The 21,659-nt window shown below is 71.8% G+C and carries 17 protein-coding genes; 13 read left to right on the top strand and 4 right to left on the bottom strand.

Features of this window, described 5'->3' with window-relative positions:
* Window positions 1–14: 14 nt before the first annotated feature.
* Window positions 15–821 carry an ABC transporter ATP-binding protein gene (locus tag ACQPWZ_RS07780; RefSeq protein WP_433570960.1) on the top strand — a complete coding sequence of 269 codons (807 nt, stop codon included), beginning with the start codon at window positions 15–17 and terminating at the stop codon, window positions 819–821.
* On the opposite strand, the gene ACQPWZ_RS07775 is transcribed toward ACQPWZ_RS07780, so the two are convergent.
* Window positions 805–1,152, bottom strand: a complete 348-nt coding sequence (locus ACQPWZ_RS07775) for an SCP2 sterol-binding domain-containing protein (RefSeq protein ID WP_340472342.1) — start codon at window positions 1,150–1,152, stop codon at window positions 805–807. The two genes, ACQPWZ_RS07780 and ACQPWZ_RS07775, sit on opposite strands and share 17 nt — an antisense overlap.
* 201 nt (window positions 1,153–1,353) lie before the next feature.
* Here ACQPWZ_RS07775 and ACQPWZ_RS07770 point away from each other — a divergent pair, with 201 nt between their 5' ends.
* The 5 genes from ACQPWZ_RS07770 (at window position 1,354) to ACQPWZ_RS07750 (ending at window position 6,521) form a co-directional block, all read left to right on the top strand.
* Window positions 1,354–1,671, top strand: coding sequence for a hypothetical protein (locus ACQPWZ_RS07770; RefSeq protein WP_433573781.1), 318 nt, complete (start codon window positions 1,354–1,356; stop codon window positions 1,669–1,671).
* A 7-nt stretch (window positions 1,672–1,678) separates the two neighbouring features.
* Window positions 1,679–2,494, top strand: a complete 816-nt coding sequence (locus ACQPWZ_RS07765) for a TlyA family RNA methyltransferase (protein ID WP_313947172.1) — start codon at window positions 1,679–1,681, stop codon at window positions 2,492–2,494.
* Entirely contained in the window at window positions 2,491–3,405 is a 915-nt protein-coding gene (locus tag ACQPWZ_RS07760; RefSeq protein WP_340472341.1) for an NAD kinase, read from the top strand. The genes ACQPWZ_RS07765 and ACQPWZ_RS07760 overlap by 4 nt, the downstream gene beginning before the upstream one ends.
* Window positions 3,406–3,523: 118 nt before the next feature.
* Entirely contained in the window at window positions 3,524–5,251 is a 1,728-nt protein-coding gene (gene recN, locus ACQPWZ_RS07755) for a DNA repair protein RecN (protein ID WP_340477779.1), read from the top strand.
* A 187-nt stretch (window positions 5,252–5,438) separates the two neighbouring features.
* Complete coding sequence (locus tag ACQPWZ_RS07750; RefSeq protein ID WP_433570959.1) at window positions 5,439–6,521, top strand: glycosyltransferase family 4 protein; 1,083 nt, start codon at window positions 5,439–5,441, stop codon at window positions 6,519–6,521.
* A 192-nt stretch (window positions 6,522–6,713) separates the two neighbouring features.
* On the opposite strand, the gene ACQPWZ_RS07745 is transcribed toward ACQPWZ_RS07750, so the two are convergent.
* The 3 genes from ACQPWZ_RS07745 to ACQPWZ_RS07735 form a co-directional block, all read right to left on the bottom strand.
* Entirely contained in the window at window positions 6,714–8,351 is a 1,638-nt protein-coding gene (locus tag ACQPWZ_RS07745) for a PucR family transcriptional regulator (protein WP_340472339.1), read from the bottom strand.
* A 106-nt stretch (window positions 8,352–8,457) separates the two neighbouring features.
* Window positions 8,458–9,852: an FAD-binding oxidoreductase gene (locus ACQPWZ_RS07740; RefSeq protein WP_433570958.1), complete on the bottom strand. Its 1,395-nt coding sequence runs from the start codon at window positions 9,850–9,852 to the stop codon at window positions 8,458–8,460.
* Window positions 9,853–9,954: 102 nt separating this feature from the next.
* Complete coding sequence (locus tag ACQPWZ_RS07735) at window positions 9,955–11,757, bottom strand: glycoside hydrolase family 15 protein (protein WP_313947177.1); 1,803 nt, start codon at window positions 11,755–11,757, stop codon at window positions 9,955–9,957.
* Between the two features lie 502 nt (window positions 11,758–12,259).
* Here ACQPWZ_RS07735 and ACQPWZ_RS07730 point away from each other — a divergent pair.
* The 7 genes from ACQPWZ_RS07730 to ACQPWZ_RS07700 all read left to right on the top strand — a co-directional run bounded on the left by ACQPWZ_RS07730 (window position 12,260) and on the right by ACQPWZ_RS07700 (window position 21,655).
* Window positions 12,260–13,909 carry a CTP synthase gene (locus ACQPWZ_RS07730; protein WP_433570957.1) on the top strand — a complete coding sequence of 550 codons (1,650 nt, stop codon included), beginning with the start codon at window positions 12,260–12,262 and terminating at the stop codon, window positions 13,907–13,909.
* Between the two features lie 119 nt (window positions 13,910–14,028).
* Entirely contained in the window at window positions 14,029–14,655 is a 627-nt protein-coding gene (locus ACQPWZ_RS07725) for an NUDIX hydrolase (protein ID WP_313947179.1), read from the top strand.
* Between the two features lie 161 nt (window positions 14,656–14,816).
* Entirely contained in the window at window positions 14,817–16,838 is a 2,022-nt protein-coding gene (locus tag ACQPWZ_RS07720) for a tetratricopeptide repeat protein (protein ID WP_383232814.1), read from the top strand.
* 145 nt (window positions 16,839–16,983) lie between these two features.
* On the top strand, window positions 16,984–18,099 hold the full coding sequence (ald, locus tag ACQPWZ_RS07715) for an alanine dehydrogenase (protein ID WP_340477778.1): 1,116 nt from the start codon (window positions 16,984–16,986) through the stop codon (window positions 18,097–18,099).
* A 419-nt stretch (window positions 18,100–18,518) separates the two neighbouring features.
* Complete coding sequence (locus ACQPWZ_RS07710; protein ID WP_313949067.1) at window positions 18,519–19,649, top strand: ParA family protein; 1,131 nt, start codon at window positions 18,519–18,521, stop codon at window positions 19,647–19,649.
* Entirely contained in the window at window positions 19,646–20,173 is a 528-nt protein-coding gene (locus tag ACQPWZ_RS07705) for a hypothetical protein (RefSeq protein ID WP_340477776.1), read from the top strand. Before ACQPWZ_RS07710 ends, ACQPWZ_RS07705 begins: the two co-directional genes overlap by 4 nt.
* Before the next feature lie 48 nt (window positions 20,174–20,221).
* Entirely contained in the window at window positions 20,222–21,655 is a 1,434-nt protein-coding gene (locus ACQPWZ_RS07700) for a segregation/condensation protein A (RefSeq protein ID WP_433570956.1), read from the top strand.
* Window positions 21,656–21,659 lie beyond the last annotated feature (4 nt).

Here is a 21,659-nt window from a genome sequence, read left to right as displayed (position 1 = left end):
GGAGTACGACCACCATGCAGCGTCTCACCGCGGAATCGGTCACCCTCGGCTACGACCAGCGCGTCATCGCCGAAGACCTGTCGGTCGAGATCCCCGACAACTCCTTCACGGTCATCGTCGGACCGAACGCCTGCGGCAAGTCGACCTTGCTGCGTGCCCTCTCGCGCATGCTGAAGCCCTCGCGGGGGCGGGTCCTGCTCGACGGGCAGGTCATCCACTCCCTGCCGGCGAAGAAGGTCGCCAGGACCCTCGGACTGCTGCCGCAGTCCTCGATCGCGCCCGACGGGATCACGGTCGCCGACCTCGTCGCACGCGGCCGCTACCCGCACCAGGGCCTGCTGCGCCAGTGGTCGCCGGAGGACGAGCGCATCGTCCAGGAGTCGATGGACGCCACCGGTGTCGGTGAATTGGCAGAGCGCTATGTCGACGAACTGTCCGGCGGACAGCGCCAGCGCGTGTGGATCGCCATGGCACTCGCGCAGCAGACCCCGCTGCTCCTCCTCGACGAGCCGACGACGTTCCTCGACATCCAGCATCAGCTGGAGGTGCTCGACCTCTGCGCCGAGCTGCACGAGGAGCAGGGGCGCACACTGGTCGCCGTCCTGCACGACCTCAACCAGGCCGCCCGCTACGCCACCCATCTGATCGCCCTGCGCGAGGGCCGGGTCGTCGCCGAGGGAGCGCCCGGCGACATCGTCACGGCCGAGCTCGTCGAGCAGGTCTTCGGGGTACAGAGCCAGGTCATCGCCGATCCGGAGTCCGGGACACCGCTGGTGGTGCCCGCGGCCCGCAGGCGTGGCGCGGTTACAGCAGCGTCCTGAGGCGGATCAGATCCCGGAAGCCGGCCTCCAGCCTGACCCGGCCGGAGGCCCACGCCTTCGCGAAGTTCAGCTCGCCGTTCACCATCGCCACCAGGTCGTCCCCGGTCATCGCGAGACGGATCTGCGCCTTCTCGGGCGGGGGGCCGTCGACCGTGTCCACGACTTCGATCCGGCCGCCCTCCAGGCGGCCGGTGAACGTCACGTCCAGATCCCTGATGTGGCAGCTCAGGGAACGGTCGAGCGCGGCCGCGCTGCGCACATCACCGTCCGCCTGCGCCAGGTTGTCCGAGAGCTTCTTGAGTGCGCTGCGGCACTCCTCCGTCGTCGCCATCGTGATCGACGGTACCGCAGCGCTTCGCGGTAGCGTCTGGGCATGAGCGACTCGATGCCGGGCCCGCACGCCCGGATGATCCAGGAGCAGGGGAACGACGGCGCCCCACCGGCCCCGGGAGCCGCGGAGCAGGCCCCGGACATCTCCCTGGAGCAGGTACCGGAGCAGGAACCGGCGGTGACGGCCGGGCACGAGCGGGACATGCCGGCGGGGCACGCGCCCGAGCGGGAGCACGAGTCCGAGCGGGACGCCGCGCGCTCCGTGACCTCGGCGACCTCCGCGTACGAACCCGCCGCGCCCTCCCCACTCGGCGTCCAGCGCGTGCCCACCGGCAACGCCGAGGTGGACGCCCGGCTCGAGCGGCTCGGTGATGCCGACCACCTCCCGGCGGACGGACACCTCGCGGTGTACGAGGATGTACACCGAGGGCTGCGCGACGCGCTGACCGCGCTCGACGCACGCCCGGCGCCCGCACCTCAGGCGCCCCCGCCGTCACCCCCGTACAACTACAGGAGCTGAACCGAACGTGGCAGGAGTGGCCCGCCGCCGTCTCGACGCCGAGCTGGTACGCCGCAGCCTCGCGCGCTCTCGCGAGCACGCAAGCCAGCTGATCGCCGCGGGGCGGGTGACCGTCGGAGGCAATGTCGCGACGAAGCCCGCCACCCAGGTCGAGACGAGCGCCGCCGTCGTCGTGTCGGCGGACGACAACGACCCCGAATACGTTTCACGCGGTGGGCACAAACTCGCCGGGGCGCTGGCGGCCTTCGTGCCGCTGGGGCTGCGGATCGAGGGACGGCGGGCCCTGGACGCGGGAGCGTCGACCGGGGGATTCACCGACGTCCTGCTGCGCGCGGGCGCCCGCGAGGTGGTCGCGGTGGACGTCGGATACGGACAACTCGCCTGGTCTCTGCAGAGTGATGAACGCGTGAAGGTCAAAGACCGTACGAATGTGCGCGAGCTGACGCTCGGCACGATCGACGGTGAGGCGGTGGACCTGGTGGTGGGAGATCTCTCCTTCATTCCGCTGGGCCTCGTCCTGCCGGCACTCGTCCGGTGCACGGCCCCGGACGCCGATCTGGTGCTGATGGTCAAGCCGCAGTTCGAAGTCGGCAAGGAGCGCCTCGGCAGCGGAGGGGTCGTACGCAGCCCCGAACTGCGCAAGGAGGCGGTGAGGACCGTGGCCGGCAAGGCCGCGGGACTCGGTCTGGGCGTCCTGGGTGTCACCGCCAGCCCGCTGCCCGGACCCTCCGGGAACGTCGAATACTTTCTGTGGCTCAGGGCCGGCGCGCCCGAGCTCGATCCGGCGGACGTCGATCGTGCAGTTGCGGAGGGACCTCGTTGACCACACCAGCAGCGACTTCAGGACGCACCGTTTTCCTGCTCGCCCACACCGGCAGGCCTGCGGCGATCCGCAGCGCCGAACTCGTCGTGCAGGGGCTGATGCGCAACGGTCTCGGTGTGCGCGTGCTGCAGGCCGAGGCGGCCGATCTGCCACTGCCGCCGTCCGTCGAGACCGTCCCCGAAGCGACACCGGGCGTGCTCGACGGCTGTGAGCTGCTGATCGTGCTCGGCGGCGACGGGACGCTGCTGCGCGGCGCCGAGTTCGCCCGGGCCTCCGGCGTGCCGATGCTGGGCGTCAACCTGGGGCGCGTCGGGTTCCTGGCCGAGGCCGAGCGCGATGACCTGGACAAGGTCGTCGACCGCGTCGTCACCCGGGCCTACGAGGTCGAGGAGCGGATGACGATCGATGTGGTCGTGCACCGCAACGGCGACATCCTCCACGAGGACTGGGCGCTGAACGAGGCGGTCGTGCAGAAGGTCTCGCCCGACCGCATTCTGGAGGTCGTCCTGGAGATCGACGGCCGGCCGGTGACCGGGTTCGGCTGCGACGGCGTCGTCTGCGCCACCCCGACGGGCTCCACGGCGTACGCCTTCTCCGCCGGCGGCCCCGTGGTGTGGCCCGAGGTGGAGGCGCTGCTGATGGTGCCCATCAGCGCGCACGCCCTGTTCGCCAAGCCGCTCGTGACCTCGCCCACCTCCGTCCTCGCGGTGGAGGTGCAGGCGCACACCCCGCACGGCGTGCTGTGGTGCGACGGGCGACGGACCGTGGAACTGCCACCGGGGGCCCGGGTCGAAGTGCGGCGCGGAGCTGTTCCGGTCCGTCTGGCCCGGCTGCACCACGCGTCGTTCACGGACCGCCTGGTCGCCAAGTTCGCGCTGCCGGTGTCCGGTTGGCGTGGCGCGCCCCATTGACGCCCCCGTGACGACGGCCCCGGAACCGCCGCTCGCGGCCCGGGAGAGTGAATCCGACACCGGGGTCCGTCGCACGGGCGGCCCCGGACCTCGTAAGGTCGTGTCCGTGTTGGAGGAGATGCGGATACGGTCGCTCGGCGTCATCGACGACGCGGTCGTCGAGCTGTCACCCGGTTTCACCGCGGTGACCGGCGAGACGGGCGCGGGCAAGACCATGGTCGTCACCAGCCTGGGGCTGCTGCTCGGCGGTCGCGCCGACCCCGCCCTGGTGCGGATCGGCGCGAAGTCGGCGGTGGTGGAGGGGCGCATCGGCGTACCCGCCGGAGCCCCCGCCGCCGTACGGGCCGAGGAGGCCGGGGCGGAACTCGAGGACGGCACGCTGCTCATCAGCAGAACCGTGTCGGCGGAGGGACGGTCCCGCGCACACATCGGCGGCAGGTCCGTGCCGGTGGGTGTGCTGTCCGAGCTCGCCGACGAGCTGGTCGCCGTCCACGGGCAGACCGACCAGCAGGGGCTGCTGCGCCCGGCGCGGCAGCGCGAGGCGCTCGACCGGTACGCGGGCGGTGCCGTGTCCGGACCCCACACCAAGTACGCGGCCGCCTACCGCAGGCTGCGGTCCGTCGCCACCGAACTCGACGAGCTGACCACGCGCGCCCGCGAGCGTGCCCAGGAAGCCGATCTGCTGCGCTTCGGGCTGAACGAGATCGCCGGCGTGGAACCGCGCGCCGGCGAGGACGTGGAACTCGCCGCGGAGGCGGAGCGGCTGGGCCACGCGGAGGCGCTGGCGTCCGCCGCGTCCGTCGCGCACACCGCGCTCGCCGGCAATCCCGAGGACCCCGAGGGCGTCGACGCCACGACCCTCGTCGCGGGCGCCGGCCGTGCGCTGGACGCCGTACGCGCCCACGACCCGGCACTCGCCTCGCTCGCCGACCGGATGGGCGAGATCTCCATCCTGCTCGGCGATGTGGCCGGTGAGCTCGCCGGATACGCGGACAACCTGGACGCCGATCCGCTGCGGCTGGCCGCGGTGGAGGAACGCCGGGCCGCGCTGACCGGGCTGACGCGCAAGTACGGCGAGACCGGTGAAGGCATTGCCGCCGTGCTCGCCTGGTCCGAGGAGAGCGCCGGCCGGCTCACCGAGCTGGAGGGCGACGACGACCGGATCGGCGAGCTGACGGTCGAGCGGGACGCGCTGCGCGGCGAACTGTCGGGTCTGGCACAGGCCTTGACGGACGCGCGTACGGAGGCGGCGGCCCGGTTCGCCGAGGCCGTCACGGAGGAGCTGGCGTCCCTCGCCATGCCGCACGCACGCGTGTCCTTCGCGATCGGGCAGACCGAGGACCCGGAGGGCGTCGAGGTCGGCGGCCGGACGGTGGCCTACGGCCCGCACGGCGCCGACGAGGTGGAGCTGCTGCTCGCCCCGCATCCGGGCGCCCCGCCGCGGCCGATCGCCAAGGGCGCGTCCGGCGGTGAGCTCTCCCGGGTGATGCTCGCGGTCGAGGTGGTCTTCGCGGGCACGGACCCCGTGCCGACCTATCTCTTCGACGAGGTCGACGCGGGCGTGGGCGGCAAGGCGGCGGTCGAGATCGGCCGGCGTCTCGCGAAGCTCGCGAAGACGGCACAGGTCGTCGTGGTGACGCACCTGCCGCAGGTGGCGGCGTTCGCGGACCGGCAGCTGCTGGTGGAGAAGACGAACGACGGCTCGGTGACCCGCAGCGGTGTCACCGTCCTGGAGGGCGAGGACCGGGTCCGGGAGCTGTCGCGGATGCTGGCGGGCCAGGAGGACTCGGAGACGGCGCGGGCCCACGCGGAGGAGCTGCTCGCGACGGCGCGGGCGGACGGCTGACGCCCGGGCGACGGACATCCGGGCCGCCCGGCGATCGGGGACACGGCCGCAGGCCGGCCGGCGGTGCACCGAGGAGCGGCAGCTCGTCACCCGCCTGGGTGAAGACCATCGCGGGCCGCCGTGGTGCGACACGGGAACGACACCCGGACGGTGCCGGAACGTGCGTACGGGCTGGCATCCTTGGCGGGTGACACAGCTGCGTACGGTCCAGGTTCTGGGCGGCGGCAGCGCGGGCAGCAGCGCGCACGTCCGGTCGCTGGCCTCGGGGCTGGTGGCGCGGGGCGTACGGGTGACGGTGTGCGCGCCCGCCGGACTGGAGCACCTCTACGACTTCCCCGGCGCCGGGGCCCACTTCACACCGGTGCCGCGCCGCAGTGACCCCGCCGCCGTCGGGGCTCTGCGCGCCGCATGCGCGCGGGCCGATGTGGTGCATGCGCACGGGCTGCACGCGGCCGTACGCGCCTCGGTGGCCCTCAGCGGTCTGCGGGTGCCGCTCGTCGTCACCTGGCACAGCCGCCCGGACGCCGACGGACCGCGTGGGCCTTTGCTGCGCCTGCTGGAGCGAAGGGCCGCCCGCGCGGCGGCGGTTGTGCTCGGCACCTGTTCCGAACTGGTCGACCGGGCCCGTTGGCACGGCGCCCGGGACGCCCGCTTCGCGCCGGTCGCGGTGCCCGCCCCGCGTCGCGCCGAGAGCTCGGAGGGCAAGGCCCGGGCCGAACTGGGCGTGGTCTACCGGCCGTTGGTGATGGCCGTCGGCTCCCTGACTCCGCAGCGCGGGTACGGCACGCTGCTCGACGCGGCCGCGCGGTGGCGCACCCTCGATCCGCTGCCGCTGGTGGTGATCGCGGGGGAGGGACGCGAGCGGGCCGCGCTCCAGCGGCGTATCGAGGCGGAGGGTCTGCCGGTGCGGCTGGTGGGCCGGCGTGACGACATCGGCGATCTGATCTCCGCGGCGGACGTGGCGGTGCTCCCCAGCCGCTGGGAGGCACGTGCCCTGCTGGCCCAGGAAGCCCTGCGCGCGGGTGTGCCGCTGGTCGCGACAGCAGTCGGCGGTGTCCCGGAACTCGTCGGTGACGCGGCGGAACTGGTGCCCTACGGCGACGAGGACGCGCTCGCGGAGGCGGTGGCCCGGCTCCTGCGGGATCCCCTGCGGCGGGACGAGCTGGTGGCCGCGGGCCGCGCGCAGGCGGCGACCTGGCCGACCGAGGACGAGACGATCGCGCAGGTGCTGAGCGTGTACGACGAACTGACGGCGGGCCGGACGGGCTGATCCCCGCGGGAGCCGGGCCGAACCGCGAAGGTGCCGGGCTGAGCCCCGCGGGAGCGGGGCTGAACCGCGAGGGGGCCGGGCTGAGCCCCGCGGGAGCGGGGCTGAACCGCGAAGGTGCCGGGCTGAACGCCGGACGGGCCGGCTGAACCCCGAACGAGCCGGGAGCGCGGCCTGCCGCGCCACCGCCTCACCTCAGGGCAGATGCCGTCTCGCCCCCAGCGCCAGGCTCAGCGCCAGCACCGTCTGCGGGTCGTCCAGGTCCGTGCCCAGCAGCTCGGAGATGCGGGCCAGCCGGTTGTACAGCGTCTGACGGTTCAGATGCAGCTCACGTGCCGTCTCCGCCTTCCGGCCCGCATGCGCCAGAAACGTCTCCAGCGTCGGCAGCAACGGCGGGCGCGAGGTGGCGTCGTGGTCGCGCAGCGGGCCGATGGCGCGCTCCACGAACGCGGCCAGATCCGGATGGTCCCGCAGCCGCCACAGCAGCAGGTCGGTGTCCAGCCGGCGTGCGTCGTACCAGGGCCGGTCGCTCAGTCCCTGGGCGGCCGTCGCCGTCTCGGCCGCATGGCGCAGACCGGCCGACGCCGCGGCCCAGCCGCCCGCGACGCCCACGACCACGACCGGCGGGTGGCCGCCCGCGCGTTCGAGCCCGGCGCGTTCCACACCCGCCCGCAGTGCCACGGCCACCCGGTCCGCGACCGCCGTGCGTTCGGACTCGGTGCGCAGCCCCAGCAGCAGCGGCACCCGGCCCTCGACCGGCCGTACGCCCAGCAGGACGGGCACGCCCACCACGGACAGTTCCTCCAGCACGGCGCGGGCGAGCAGCGCCCAGTTGCCCGACGGCGACAGTTCGGGCGCCAGTCGCATCACGACCGGCAGCAGCGGTCCGTCGCCGGGCTTGAAGCCGAGTACCCGTGCCTGGGCCGGTGCGTCCTCCGCGGTGATGCGTCCCTCGGCGAGGTCGGTCAGGAAGTCGCCCCGGCCGCGCGCCGCGAGCTCCTCCTCCTGCCGGGCCTGCATCAGCACCACGGCCAGCAGCCCGGCGGCCCGTTCCGCCGCCATGCGGTGGACCGTCAGCAGCGGGGAGCCGACCGCCGGCACCACCAGCCGGGCCCGTACCGAGGCCGCGCCCTGACCTCCGCCGGGCACATCCACCAGGACCGTCCCGGCCGGCGGACTCTCGCGCACGGCAGGCTGTCCGCGCAGTCCTTCCCACACCTGGAGGGGTTCGGCGCCCGCCTGGCCGGACCCGGAGCCCGCCGCGTACAGCAGCTGACCGTCGGCCGTCTCCAGGAAGACCGGGTTGGCGGTGAAGTCCGCGAGGATGCGCAGCACCTGGGGCACGCCGCCGCCGCCGAGCAGCACCTCGGTGCACCGCCGGTGCACGTCCTCGGCCCGCCGCAGCAGCGCGTAGTGCCCGTTGACGATCTCGGTGTGGACCTCCTCCGTCACCGAGACGAAGGGGACCTCGCGGTGCAGCTGCACCAGGGGGAGCCCGGCCGCGCGGGCGGTGTCCACGATCGCGGCGGGCAGCCGGCTGAAGCGGGGCCCGAGCTCCACCACCAGCGCTGCGATGCCGCGGTCCGCCAGCTGCCGTACGAACGCGCGCTGCTCGGCGGGCCGGGTGCCCAGCCCGAGGCCCGTGGTGAGCAGCAGCTCGCCGCCCTTCAGCAGGGAGGCGATGTTCGGCACCTCGCCCGCGTGCACCCAGCGGACCGTCCGCTGAAGCCGTTCTGCCCCGGCGACGACCTCCGGAAGGCCGGAGCGCAGCGCCGGCAGCTCCAGCGCCCGGCGGACGGTGATGCCGCCCTGGGGCTCGCCTTGCGTCTCCACTGACGGTCGCCTCGCGCTTCACTCGGCAGTACGGGAGCTTCGGACGCTACCTGGCCGGGGGTTTGCCGCACATCACCCGGGTCCCGCAGTCCCGCAAGGGGCGCGGTCACACCGCGGGCTGAAGCGGCTTGATGTTGTGGTTGAGCCGGAACACGTTGTCGGGGTCGTACTCCGTCTTCACGGCCGCCAGCCGACGGTAGTTCTCCTCGCCGAAGGCGGCGAGGACCCTGTCCTCGCCCTCCAGCCCGATGAAGTTGAGGTAGACGGTGCCGATCGACCAGGGCCGCATGCCGGCGCGGACGTCACGGACCCACTCGACGGCCCGTTCGTCGTCCGCCGGACTCTCCCAGATCCCGAAGGGGTGCACCGCCCACGGCGCCGTGCGCCAGGGCAGGGGGTGGTCGCCGGGACCGGCGGCCACGGCACCGCCCATCGGGAACAGGATGTGCTGCGAGCTGGAGGGGACGGGCATGGTCCCGGCGCGGGCGGTGAAGGCGTCGACGGCCGCGTCCGGGAAGCCGGCCAGATACTCGGCGGACCAGTAGTTCCGCTGTCCGGGCGGGTCGTCGAGCATGCACTGGAGCTCCGCGTACGGGAGTTCGGCGATGAGTTCGGCCTCGCGGGGGAGCGCCAGCAGCGGCTCGGCCACATTGCGGGCCTCCATCTCGGTTCCCGCGTAGGTGATCAGCAGGATGCAGGTCAGCTTGCCGACGAGGTGGTCGGGCACGAACGGCTCGGGCGGTCCGGTGAGATAGAACAGGCCGCCGCCGAACTCGTCGGGCGCGGAGCTCAGGAAGTCCCGGTACGCGCGGGCGACTTGGAGTCCCTCCTCGGGCCGGAACAGCAGCATCATCATCGACATCGCCGGCAGGGGGTGCAGCTTCAGCGTGATGGCGGTCGCCACCCCGAAATTGCCCCCGCCGCCGTGCAGCGCCCAGAACAGCTCCGGATTCTCGTCCGCACTGGCGTGCACCGTGCTGCCGTCCGCCGTCACCAGTTCGACGGCGACGAGGTTGTCGCAGGCGAGCCCGAACTTCCGCTCCAGCCAGCCCGATCCGCCGCCGAGCGTGAAGCCGCCGACGCCGGTGGTGGAGGCCCGGCCGCCGGTGGTCGCCAGATCGTAGGGCTGGCAGGCCCGGTCGAGGTGGCTCATCGTGGCTCCGCCGCCGATGCGCGCCGTACGCTCCACCGGGTTGACGATCACGGTGTGCATCCGGCGCAGGTCCACGACGATCCCGTCGTCGTTGAGCGCCATGCCGGCGACGCTGTGCCCGCCGCCGCGTACGGCGATCTCGAGGTCGTTCTCGCGGCCGAAGCGGATGGCGCGGGCGACATCGGCCCCTGTCTCGCACTGCGCGATGACCGCCGGGTGCCGGTCGATCATTCCGTTGAAGACGGCGCGGGCCTCGTCGTACCCGGGATCACCGGGGGCGATGGCATCGCCGGTCAATTGCTGACGGAGGCCGCCCAGTGCCGCCTCCGCGATGGCGTGGGGCGCCATGGCAGGCCCCCTTCCGAGGGCTGATCAGGACCATTTCATCGTAGTCCCGTTCGGCGGAGCCCGATCGGTGAACGGGCTCCGCCGGTCCTGCCGGGGGCGGGGTCAGCCGCCGTACGCGCCGGAGGCCGTCAGCCGCAGCGCGGTGTCGATGAGGGGGACATGGCTGAAGGCCTGCGGGAAGTTGCCCACCTGCCGCTGGAGCTTGGGGTCCCACTCCTCGGCCAGCAGTCCCAGGTCGTTGCGGAGCGCGAGCAGCTTCTCGAAGAGCTTGCGCGCCTCGTCGACCCGCCCGATCATCGCGAGGTCGTCGGCGAGCCAGAACGAGCACGCGAGGAACGCTCCCTCGTCGCCCGCGAGACCGTCGACGCCCTCCTCCTCGCCCGCGGTCGGATAGCGCAGGACGAACCCGTCCTCCGTCGACAGCTCGCGCTGGATCGCCTCGATCGTGCCGATGACCCGCTTGTCGTCCGGCGGCAGGAAGCCCATCTGCGGAATGAGCAGCAGCGAGGCGTCGAGTTCCTTGGAGCCGTACGACTGCGTGAAGGTGTTCCGCTCCTGGTCGTAGCCCTTCTCGCAGACGTCGCGGTGGATGTCGTCCCGCAGGTCGCGCCACCGGTCCAGCGGGCCGTCCGCGTCGCCGGACTCGATCAGCTTGATGGTGCGGTCGACCGCGACCCAGGCCATGACCTTGGAGTGGACGAAGTGGCGGCGCGGTCCGCGCACCTCCCAGATGCCCTCGTCCGGCTGGTCCCAGTGCTTCTCCAGATAGCGGATCAGCTTGAGCTGGAGCAGGGAGGCGTAGTCGTTGCGCGCCAGACCCGTCATATGGGCCAGGTGCAGCGCCTCGGTGACCTCGCCGTACACATCGAGCTGGAGCTGATGGGCCGCGCCGTTGCCGACCCGGACCGGCTGGGAGTTCTCGTAGCCGGGCAGCCAGTCCAGTTCGGCCTCGCCCAGCTCACGTTCGCCGGCGATGCCGTACATGATCTGGAGGTTCTCCGGGTCGCCCGCGACGGCACGCAGCAGCCACTCGCGCCAGGCGCGGGCCTCCTCGCGATAGCCGGTGCGCAGCAGCGACGACAGGGTGATCGCCGCGTCGCGCAGCCAGGTGTAGCGGTAGTCCCAGTTCCGTACGCCGCCGATCTCCTCCGGCAGGGAGGTCGTCGGGGCGGCGACGATCCCGCCGGTCGGCGCGTAGGTCAGCGCCTTCAGCGTGATCAGCGAGCGGACGACGGCCTCGCGGTAGGGCCCGTGGTAGGTGCAGTGCTCGACCCACTCGCGCCAGAAGTCCTCCGTCGCCTCCAGCGAGCCCTCCGGGTCCGGCATCGCCGGCGGCGTGCGGTGCGAGGGCTGCCAGCTGATGGTGAACGCGATGCGCTCGCCCGGGGCGACGGTGAAGTCGGAGTACGTGGTGAGGTTCTTGCCGTATGTCTCGGTCGGGGAGTCGAGCCACACCGAGTCGGGTCCGGCGACCGCGACCGTGCGCCCGTCGACCTTGTGGACCCAGGGCACCACGCGTCCGTAGCTGAAACGCATCCGCAGCGCGGAGCGCATCGGCACCCGTCCGCTGACACCCTCGACGATCCGGATCAGCTGCGGGGCGCCGTCACGCGGCGGCATGAAATCCGTCACACGGACCGTGCCGCGTGGGGTGTCCCACTCCGATTCGAGGATCAGTGAGTCGCCCCGGTAGCGGCGGCGGTCGGCGGGCGGGGGGTCGGCATGTGCGGCGTGGGCCGGTCCCAGTCTCCAGAACCCGTGCTCCTCGGTCCCGAGCAGGCCGGCAAAAATGGCATGCGAGTCGAAGCGGGGGAGGCACAACCAGTCGGCGGTGCCGTCCCTGCAGACCAGTGCCGCGGTCTGCATGTCTCCGATGAGTGCGTAATCCTCGATGCGCCCGGCCACGTGTTTCTCCAGTCGAACGGCCACTTCGCCCCGGGGGGCGCTTACTGCGGTCAAGGGTCGTTGACGAGCAAGGTGTCCCGGGAATGGGTGTACCTCCCGGGCGCAGCTTTGGGGAAGGGCGGTAATCCTGTCGTTACCACGGCCACCCGCCGCCCACCACCACCCTGCTCGATGCGCTTCGCGCGTTCCCTCTGCATCGCTCGGCAGAGCGAGTGTCCGAGCAGGATACGACGCACCTCAATGATCCGCGCGACGGTCTTGGCAACGCGGGTCCGCCGAACGGGTGAGCCAAGGGTGAGTCGCTGGTGAGCGGGGTACGCGTGTGGCGGCGCGTGGCCGGAAGCAGCCTCCCCTGGTCGCTGATACCCTGGTACCCCGTGGACCGGTGGCCGTCCTGTGCAGAACGAAGGCCCCGAAACCGCAGCTGACGGCACCCCTGACCATCTGGAAGGGATGCCGGACACGCATCTCACCTCGCGACCACGGGAGCCCCCTCTTGGCGATGCCGCCCAAATCCATGACGACCAAGCACATCTTCGTCACCGGGGGTGTCGCCTCCTCCCTCGGCAAGGGCCTGACGGCCTCCAGCCTGGGTGCGCTGCTCAAGGCGCGGGGCCTGCGGGTCACGATGCAGAAGCTCGACCCGTACCTGAACGTCGACCCCGGCACGATGAACCCGTTCCAGCACGGTGAGGTGTTCGTCACCAACGACGGCGCCGAGACCGACCTGGATGTCGGCCACTACGAGCGCTTCCTCGACGTCGACCTCGACGGCTCGGCCAACGTCACCACCGGCCAGGTCTACTCGCAGGTCATCGCCAGGGAGCGGCGCGGCGAGTACCTCGGTGACACCGTGCAGGTCATCCCGCACATCACCAACGAGATCAAGCACCGCATCCGCCGCATGGCGACCGACGACGTCGACGTCGTCATCACCGAGGTCGGCGGCACGGTCGGCGACATCGAGTCGCTGCCGTTCCTGGAAACCGTCCGCCAGGTCCGCCACGAGGTCGGCCGGGACAACGTCTTCGTCGTACACATCTCGCTGCTGCCCTACATCGGCCCGTCCGGCGAGCTGAAGACCAAGCCGACCCAGCACTCCGTCGCCGCGCTGCGGAGCATCGGTATTCAGCCGGATGCGATCGTGCTCCGCGCCGACCGCGAGGTGCCGACCGCCATCAAGCGCAAGATCTCGCTGATGTGCGACGTCGACGAGGCCGCCGTGGTGGCCGCGATCGACGCCAAGTCGATCTACGACATCCCCAAGGTGCTGCACACCGAGGGCCTGGACGCCTACGTCGTCCGCAAGCTGGACCTGCCGTTCCGCGATGTCGACTGGACCACGTGGGACGACCTCCTGGACCGGGTGCACAACCCCGACCACGAGGTCACCATCGCGCTCGTCGGCAAGTACATCGACCTGCCCGACGCCTATCTCTCGGTGACCGAGGCGCTGCGCGCCGGCGGTTTCGCCAACAGGGCCCGTGTCAAGGTCAAGTGGGTCGCCTCCGACGACTGCAAGACCCCGGCGGACGCCGCACGGCAGCTCGGCGACGTCGACGGCATCCTGATCCCCGGCGGCTTCGGTGACCGCGGTGTGAACGGCAAGGTCGGCGCGATCACCTATGCCCGGGAGAACAAGGTCCCGCTGCTCGGCATCTGCCTCGGCCTCCAGTGCATCGTGATCGAGGCCGCGCGCCATCTCGCCGAGATCCCCGAGGCCAACTCCACCGAGTTCGACGCCGCCACCGCCCACCCGGTGATCTCCACCATGGAGGAGCAGCTGGCGTACGTGGAGGGCGCGGGCGACCTCGGTGGCACGATGCGCCTCGGTCTGTACCCGGCCAAGCTCGCCGAGGGCTCGATCGTGCGCGAGGTCTACGGCGACGAGCCCTACGTCGAGGAGCGTCACCGTCACCGCTACGAGGTGAACAACGCCTACCGCGCGGAGCTGGAGAAGAAGGCCGGCATCCTCTTCTCGGGCACGTCCCCCGACAACAAGCTCGTGGAGTACGTCGAGTACCCCCGTGATGTGCACCCCTACCTGGTGGCCACCCAGGCGCACCCGGAGCTCCGCTCGCGCCCGACCCGCCCGCACCCGCTGTTCGCGGGCCTGGTCAAGGCCGCGGTGGAGCGTACGCAGGGCGCGTAGTCGCAGGCGATACGGTGGACCGGGGTACGCATTCCTCACGGGATCCGTACCCCGGTTCCATCGGGGCACGTGGCCGCTCGCGGCCCGGCCCGGCGCGAGCACAGCGGGAGGACGGCGGCATGACGATCAAGGACACCCCCGAGGAGTGGCAGGTCGTCGCGACCGCGACCCCCTTCGAGGGCAAGAAGACCAGCGTCCGCGCGGACGACGTGGTCATGCCCGACGGCGCGGTGGCGCGCCGCGACTACCAGGTGCATCCGGGTTCCGTCGCGGTCCTCGCACTCGACCCCGATGACCGCGTGCTCGTCCTGCGCCAGTACCGGCACCCCGTGCGCCAGCGGCTCTGGGAGATCCCGGCCGGCCTGCTGGACGTGCCCGGTGAGAACCCGCTGCACGCCGCCCAGCGCGAGCTGTACGAAGAGGCGCACGTCAAGGCCGAGGACTGGCGGGTGCTGGTCGACGTCTACACCACGCCCGGCGGCTGCGACGAGGCCGTCCGCATCTTCCTGGCCCGTGACCTCTCGGCCGCCGAGGGCGAGCGCTTCGAGGTCGAGGCCGAAGAGGCCGACATGGAACTGGCCCGGGTGCCCGTGCAGGAACTCGTCCGCGACGTGCTCGCCGGCGATCTGCACAACAACTGCCTCGTGGTGGGCGTCCTTTCGCTGGTCGCCGCCCGCGACGGCGACGGCCTCGACTCGCTGCGTCCGGCCGAGGCTCCCTGGCCGGCCCGCCCCTTCGACGCCTGATCGTCAGTCAGTCTCACTGTCCGAATATCCCATTGATCCGATCGGGCGACCGGTCGGGCCTGCTCCACCCGGTTCGTCGCAGAGCGTGAACTAGGCTCGGAACGCCCGTGCGGAGCCCCTGCGGGCTCGGCTTGTGCGCGGACTGGACGGGAGCGTGGCCCGTGACGGATCAGGCGGTGGACTCGAGCGGACGGGCCGGCGCGGCCAGGGGCCAATTCTTCGGCAGGCAAAGGGAGTTGAAGGCCCTCAGGGCCGACATCGAACGCGCCGGACTGGACACCATCGCCGGTCGCAAATCTCCCCGCGCACGGGTTCTGCTGATCGCCGGCCGGCCAGGCTCCGGACGGACCGCGCTCGCCGAGGAGCTCATCGGCCGGCTGGCCGCGGCCTATCCCGACGGGGTGCTCCGCGCCCGGCTGACCGAACCCGGCGGACGGCGGGTCCCCACCGAGGAGACGGCCCGCGATCTGCTCGACACGCTCGGCGTCCCCTCGCCGCCCGGAGCCGACGAGGACGAACTGTCCGGCATGGTCCGCGACACGCTCGCGGACCGGCGGGTCGTCCTGCTGCTCGACGACGCCGCCGACGCCGAGCAGGTCGACCCGCTGCTGCCCGACAACTCCGACTGCCTCGCCGTGGCCGTCGCCGCGGGCCCGCTGACCGGCATTCCCGACGTACGGCCCTGCACGCTCGGCGGTATGGACGCCAAGGCGGCGATCGAGCTGCTCGGCTCCTTCACCGGATCGGTGCGGATCACCGTGGATCCGCAGGCCGCCGAGACCGTGGCGGAGGAGTGCGGTGGCCTGCCCGCGGGGCTCCTGCTGGTCGGAGGCTGGCTCGCCGCCCGGCCCAAGGCGTCGGTCGCCGACGCGACCAAGCAACTGCGGGCCGTGCCCGACGACGACGAACAGCCCCAGGGAGCCCGGCCGCTCTCCCGGGCCTTCCGGCTGGCCTACGGATCGCTGAGTCCGACGAACGCCCGGATGCTGCGGTTGCTGGCACTCGCGCCCGCCGGGGTCGCCGACGCGCACACCGCGTCCGCGCTGAGCGGGTGCGCGGTGGAGGACGCGCAGCGGGTGCTGGACGAGTTCGTGCAGCTGGGCCTGCTGCGCCTGGAGGGCAGCCGCCACCGGGTGCCCGGCTCGCTCGCGCCGCTGCTGCGGTCCCTGATGGAGTCGCAGGACAAGCCCGCCGAGGTGCAGCTGGCGCGGGCGCGGATGCTGGAGCGGACGGTCCGGCAGCTTCAGGCATGCCGTGCCGTCACCGAGCCCGAGGGTTCACCGGCACGCAAGATGCTGGCCGGGCTGCCGCGGGCGATGCGCTTCGCGAACCCGTCGGCCGCCGAGACGTGGCTGAGGTCCCGGCAGCCCGTGCTCATGGCCTCCGCTCGGCTCGCGGTGGAGGACGGCGGGCTGGACACGCTGGCGCGCAGACTGGTCGCCGCACTCGTCCGGGCGCTGGCGGCACATCGCGGCACCGAGGCCGCCGCCCCCGAGCTCTACGGCCTGCACCAGCTGGTGCTCGGGGTCGCCGAGCGGCGCGGGCTGCACCGGGAGCAGGCCGCCGCCCTGCTCAATCTGGGAGATCTGGACGCGCAGACCGGTCGCACCGCGGACGCGCTGGCCCGGTACCGGGCCGCTCTGGACGCCGGACGGGCCGCGAACGACATGTATGCGACCGGCCGCGCGATGGAATCCGTCGGCGGTGCCTACCAGGAGCTGGGGGACTGGCACCGGGCCGCCGACTGGTTCGGCCGGGCGCTCGCCCAGTGCCAGGGACGCGGGGAGCGCGCCGACGAGGCCCGGCTCTACGGCCGTCTCGGTGCGGTGCACTCCTACGCAGGCCTCTACGGCGAGGCGTTGCGCAACTGGCGCGCCTCGGTCGCGGGCTACCGCAAGGTGGGCGACCTCGCCTCCCAGGCGCGTTCGCTGAGCGAGGCGGCCCGCGTCCAGGAGTACGCGGGCCGGCCGGAGGAGTCCCTGCACACCTGCCGGCAGGCCGTGGAGTGGGCACGCCGGGCCGGGGACGACCGGCTCCAGGCAGCGCTGCAGCTCAGGCTGGCCGACACCCTCGACCGGCTGGGTGACCCGGCTGCGGCCCGTGTGCACCGCTCCACTGCCGAAATGTTGCTCAATCACGAGGGTTCTGCCTACGAAATCCGTAGTGCTTCGGCTCAAGATTAATGCTTTGTAAGGCTAGACAGGGAGAAGTCCTTCATTAGACTGGCTCCGCCGCGGTCGTTCTCGTGGTGTCTCTGGATGCCCCCGTGTGTCCGGGTAAGTATGGAAGTAAGCCCCTGTATCCCCTGAGTCAAGGACCGTGATCGACGTGAAGGTCGGCATCCCCCGCGAGGTCAAGAACAACGAGTTCCGGGTGGCCATCACCCCCGCCGGCGTGAATGAGCTGGTGCGCCACGGCCACGAGGTCGTCATCGAGCAGAACGCCGGTGCCGGCTCCTCGATCACGGACGTCGAGTTCGTCGCCGCCGGTGCGCAGATCCTGCCCACCGCCGACGAGGTCTGGGCCACCGCCGACCTGCTGCTGAAGGTCAAGGAGCCCATCGCGGAGGAGTACCACCGCCTGCGCAAGGACCAGACGCTCTTCACGTACCTGCACCTCGCCGCGTCCCGCGAGTGCACCGACGCGCTGCTGGAGTCCGGCACCACCGCCATCGCGTACGAGACGGTCGAGACCGCGAACCGCTCGCTGCCGCTGCTCGCGCCGATGTCCGAGGTCGCGGGCCGGATCGCTCCCCAGGTCGGCGCCTACCACCTGATGCGCCAGGTCGGCGGCCGCGGTGTGCTGCCCGGCGGTGTCCCGGGCGTCGCCGCCGGCAGGGCCGTCGTCATCGGCGGCGGTGTCTCCGGCTGGAGCGCCACCCAGATCGCGGTCGGTATGGGCTTCCACGTCACCCTGCTCGACCGGGACATCAACAAGCTCCGTGAGGCCGACAAGGTCTTCGGCACCAAGGTGCAGACGATCGTCTCCAACGCCTACGAACTGGAGAAGGCGGTCGTCGAGGCCGACCTCGTCATCGGTGCCGTTCTCATCCCCGGTGCCAAGGCGCCGAAGCTGGTCACCAACGAGCTCGTCGCCAAGATGAAGCCCGGAAGTGTCCTTGTCGACATTGCGATCGACCAGGGCGGCTGCTTCGAGGACTCCCACCCGACCACGCACGCCGAGCCGACCTTCCAGGTCCACAACTCGGTCTTCTACTGCGTCGCGAACATGCCGGGCGCCGTCCCGAACACCTCGACGTACGCCCTCACCAACGCCACGCTGCCCTACATCGTGGAGCTCGCGAACCGTGGCTGGGCCGAGGCGCTGCGCCGGGACTCGGCGCTCGCGCTGGGCCTCAACACCCATGATGGCCAGGTCGTTTACGGTCCGGTCGCCGAGGCGCACGGCCTCCAGAGCGTCGAGCTGAGCGCGCTTCTCGGCTGAGAGTCAACGCACGTCGTCAACATCACGCCACCGGCCGGATCTTGCAGAGCGAGGTCCGGCCGGATGCGTGTCCGAGGCCTTTGCGGCACTCGCTCAACTCGCGTCGAACGTAACCCTTTAACCGTTTCGCACACCCTCGAAACCAGAGCGCCGGGTTGCGGCGGAAGGTCTGAGCACCCTTGACAGAAGGGTGTTCCGTTGCCGACACATCGGGCCGGGTCCGGTTGATTGTGTTGCTGCGGAGCGGTGACACGCCATAGAGTCGCCAACCGTCGGCATGGTGCCACGCTGACCTATCGATAAGTTTCCTGGTCACGTCCAAGGAGGTAAGACGACTTGTGAATGAGTCGACATTTACTCCCGGGGGTGGTCAAGCAGGAACGCATCCCCTACGCCCCGCGGGCGTGGGGGTGCCACCAGTGCCGGGCCAGGGCCCGTCTTCCGGGCTCGAAGCTGTCGGCTCCGTCGCTGTCCGTACTTCCGCGACACACCAGGACTCCACGCACATGACGACAGCCCACACGATGAAGACGATGGACGGCCAACACGTGAACGCCATGGCCGGCAACGAGAGTGGCCGAGAGTCCACCCACTTCGCCGCCTACGAGGAAGTCCCTGAAGGGCACTTCTACGACCCCGACGCCGAGTACGAGCCCGATCCCGAGTACGCGGCCACCCTCGCCCCTGACGCCGCGCGTCAGCGCCGCGAGCGGATCGGCCCCACCGGGCGGCCACTGCCGTACTTCCCGATCCCGGGCCCGCTGACCGATCACGGCCCCGCGAAGATCATCGCGATGTGCAACCAGAAGGGCGGCGTCGGCAAGACCACGTCGACCATCAACCTGGGTGCCGCGCTCGCGGAGTACGGACGGCGCGTTCTGCTCGTCGACTTCGACCCGCAGGGAGCCCTGTCGGTCGGCCTCGGCGTCAACCCGATGGAGCTGGACCTCACCGTCTACAACCTGCTCATGGAGCGGGGTATGGCGGCGGACGAGGTGCTGCTGAAGACCGCGGTTCCCAACATGGACCTGCTGCCGAGCAACATCGATCTCTCGGCCGCGGAAGTGCAGTTGGTCAGCGAGGTCGCGCGCGAGTCGACGCTCCAGCGGGCGCTGAAGCCCCTGATGGCCGACTACGACTACATCGTGATCGACTGTCAGCCCTCGCTCGGTCTGCTCACCGTCAACGCGCTGACCGCCGCGCACAAGGTGATCGTGCCGCTCGAGTGCGAGTTCTTCGCGCTGCGCGGCGTGGCACTGCTGACCGAGACGATCGAGAAGGTCCAGGAGCGGCTCAACCCCGACCTGGAGCTCGACGGCATCCTCGCCACGATGTACGACTCCCGCACGGTGCACAGCCGTGAGGTGCTGGCGCGCGTGGTCGAGGCGTTCGACGACCACGTCTACCACACGGTCATCGGGCGCACCGTGCGCTTCCCGGAGACCACGGTCGCCGGCGAGCCGATCACCACGTACGCCTCCAACTCGGTCGGTGCGGCCGCCTACCGCCAGCTCGCCAGGGAGGTGCTCGCCCGGTGTCACGCCGAGTGAGTCTGCCCGGGGCCGACGAGCTGTTCCGTACGACCGGGGGCATGGCGCTGAACTCGTCCTCCCCGCGCAGGCAGGCGAACGGCGAACCGCGGGTGCCCGCACCGGCGGGGGAGAGCGACCCGGTGGAGACGGCGGACGCGTCCGCCTCACCGGCGTCGTCGGAGGAGCACTCGGCCGCGGAGTCCGACGCGGGCGACGAAGGACGGGCCCGGAGTACCGACGACGCCGAGGCCAAGCGCCGACCCCAGGAGGCCGCGGCCGGTGCGCAGCCCCGCCGCTCCCGGGGAGGCCGCGGTGCGAACCGCCGCCCGAGCGGACGCGAACGGCACGACGAGAAGATCACGGTCTATGTCTCGGCCGAGGAACTGATGGACCTCGAGCACGCGCGGCTGGTGCTGCGCGGCGAGCACGGCCTGGCCGTCGACCGCGGGCGGATCGTCCGCGAGGCGGTCGCGGTGGTGCTGGCGGATCTCGAGCAGCGGGGCGACGCGAGCATCCTCGTACGCCGGCTGCGCGGCCGCTGACGGTAGCCTCGCGCTGCCCCTGCCTGCTCCTTCCGCCCCTGGACCACGATGCCGCCGCCCGTTGATCCCGCCCGTTCGTCCCGCCGCGCGCTCGGCCGGGGCCCGGGGTCGACGCGTCCGCCGGGCGATACGGAGGCGGGGTCCTGGGGGCCGGCCGGCCCGCTGCCCGGCGATCCGGAGGCCGGGCCCGAAGCGGTTCCGGAGCCCGACACCGAGACATACGCGCCCGAGCCCGTTGCCGAAGCACCCGTCGCCCACGCGTCTGTTGCCGAGGCGCCTGTCGCCCCGGAGCGCGTGCCCGAGCCGGTGGCCGAGACCGTGCCGGTCGCGGAGCCCGAGCCGGCACCTGTCACCCCCGAGCGCGTGCCCGAGCCGGTGGCCGAGACCGTGTCGGTCGCGGAGCCCGTTGCCGAGGCCCCCGAGCCCGATGACGTGCCCGTCGCCCTGGACGCCTCCCTCGCGCCCCCGGCGTACCGGCCCGAGCCCGCGGCCACGGACGTGCTCCCGATCCCGCACAGCGCGCCCGGTGGCGTCCTGGGGGACGTCCTCGACGAGAGCGACGAGAGCGCGGCCCCGGACGGGGCCACGCCCGCGGTCCCGGCGCCCGTCGAGCCCCCCTCGCCCGACGGTCAGGAACCGGACCGGCCGGACCAGTCGGACCAGCCCCCAGAGCCCGAGCCCGACGACGGCCGGTTCAAGGTCCGGCTCGCGAACTTCGAGGGCCCCTTCGACCTTCTGCTCCAGCTGATCGCCAAGCACAAGCTCGATGTGACCGAGGTCGCCCTGTCCAAGGTCACCGACGAGTTCATGACGTACATCCGCGCCATGGGCAACGACTGGGACCTCGACCAGACCACGGAGTTCCTCGTGGTCGCCGCGACCCTGCTCGATCTCAAGGCCGCCCGTCTGCTCCCCTCCGCCGAGGTCGAGGACGAGGCCGATCTCGCGTTGCTCGAAGCGCGGGATCTGCTCTTCGCGCGGCTGCTCCAGTACCGCGCGTACAAGCAGATCGCCGAGATCTTCAACGTCCGGCTGGACGCCGAGTCCCGCCGGTACCCGCGGACCGTGGGGCTGGAGGCGCACCACGCCGAGCTGCTGCCCGACGTGGTCATCAGCATCGGCCCCGAGGGCTTCGCCAGGCTGGCCGTGAAAGCCATGCAGCCCAAGCCCCGGCCGCAGGTCTACGTCGACCACATCCACGCCCCGCTGGTCAGCGTGCGCGAGCAGGGTGAGATCGTCGTCGCCCTGCTCAAGGAGCGCGGGCAGGTCAGCTTCCGGGAGCTCGCGGACGACGCCGCGGACACCCTCACCGTCGTCGCCCGCTTCCTGGCCCTCCTCGAGCTCTACCGGGACAAGGCCGTCGTCCTCGACCAGGAGGACGCCCTCGGGGAGCTCCTGGTCACCTGGACCGGCGGTGACGCGGAGGCGACCGTCACCGACGAGTTCGACCGAGCACCCGAGATTCCTGAGGAGAAGGCGTGAGTGA

This window comes from Streptomyces sp. CA-251247 (assembly GCF_050952975.1).
GTDB lineage: Bacteria > Actinomycetota > Actinomycetes > Streptomycetales > Streptomycetaceae > Streptomyces > Streptomyces achmelvichensis.
The sequence above is the reverse complement of the archived record's forward strand: the minus strand, read 5'-3'. Positions and strand labels throughout refer to the sequence as shown.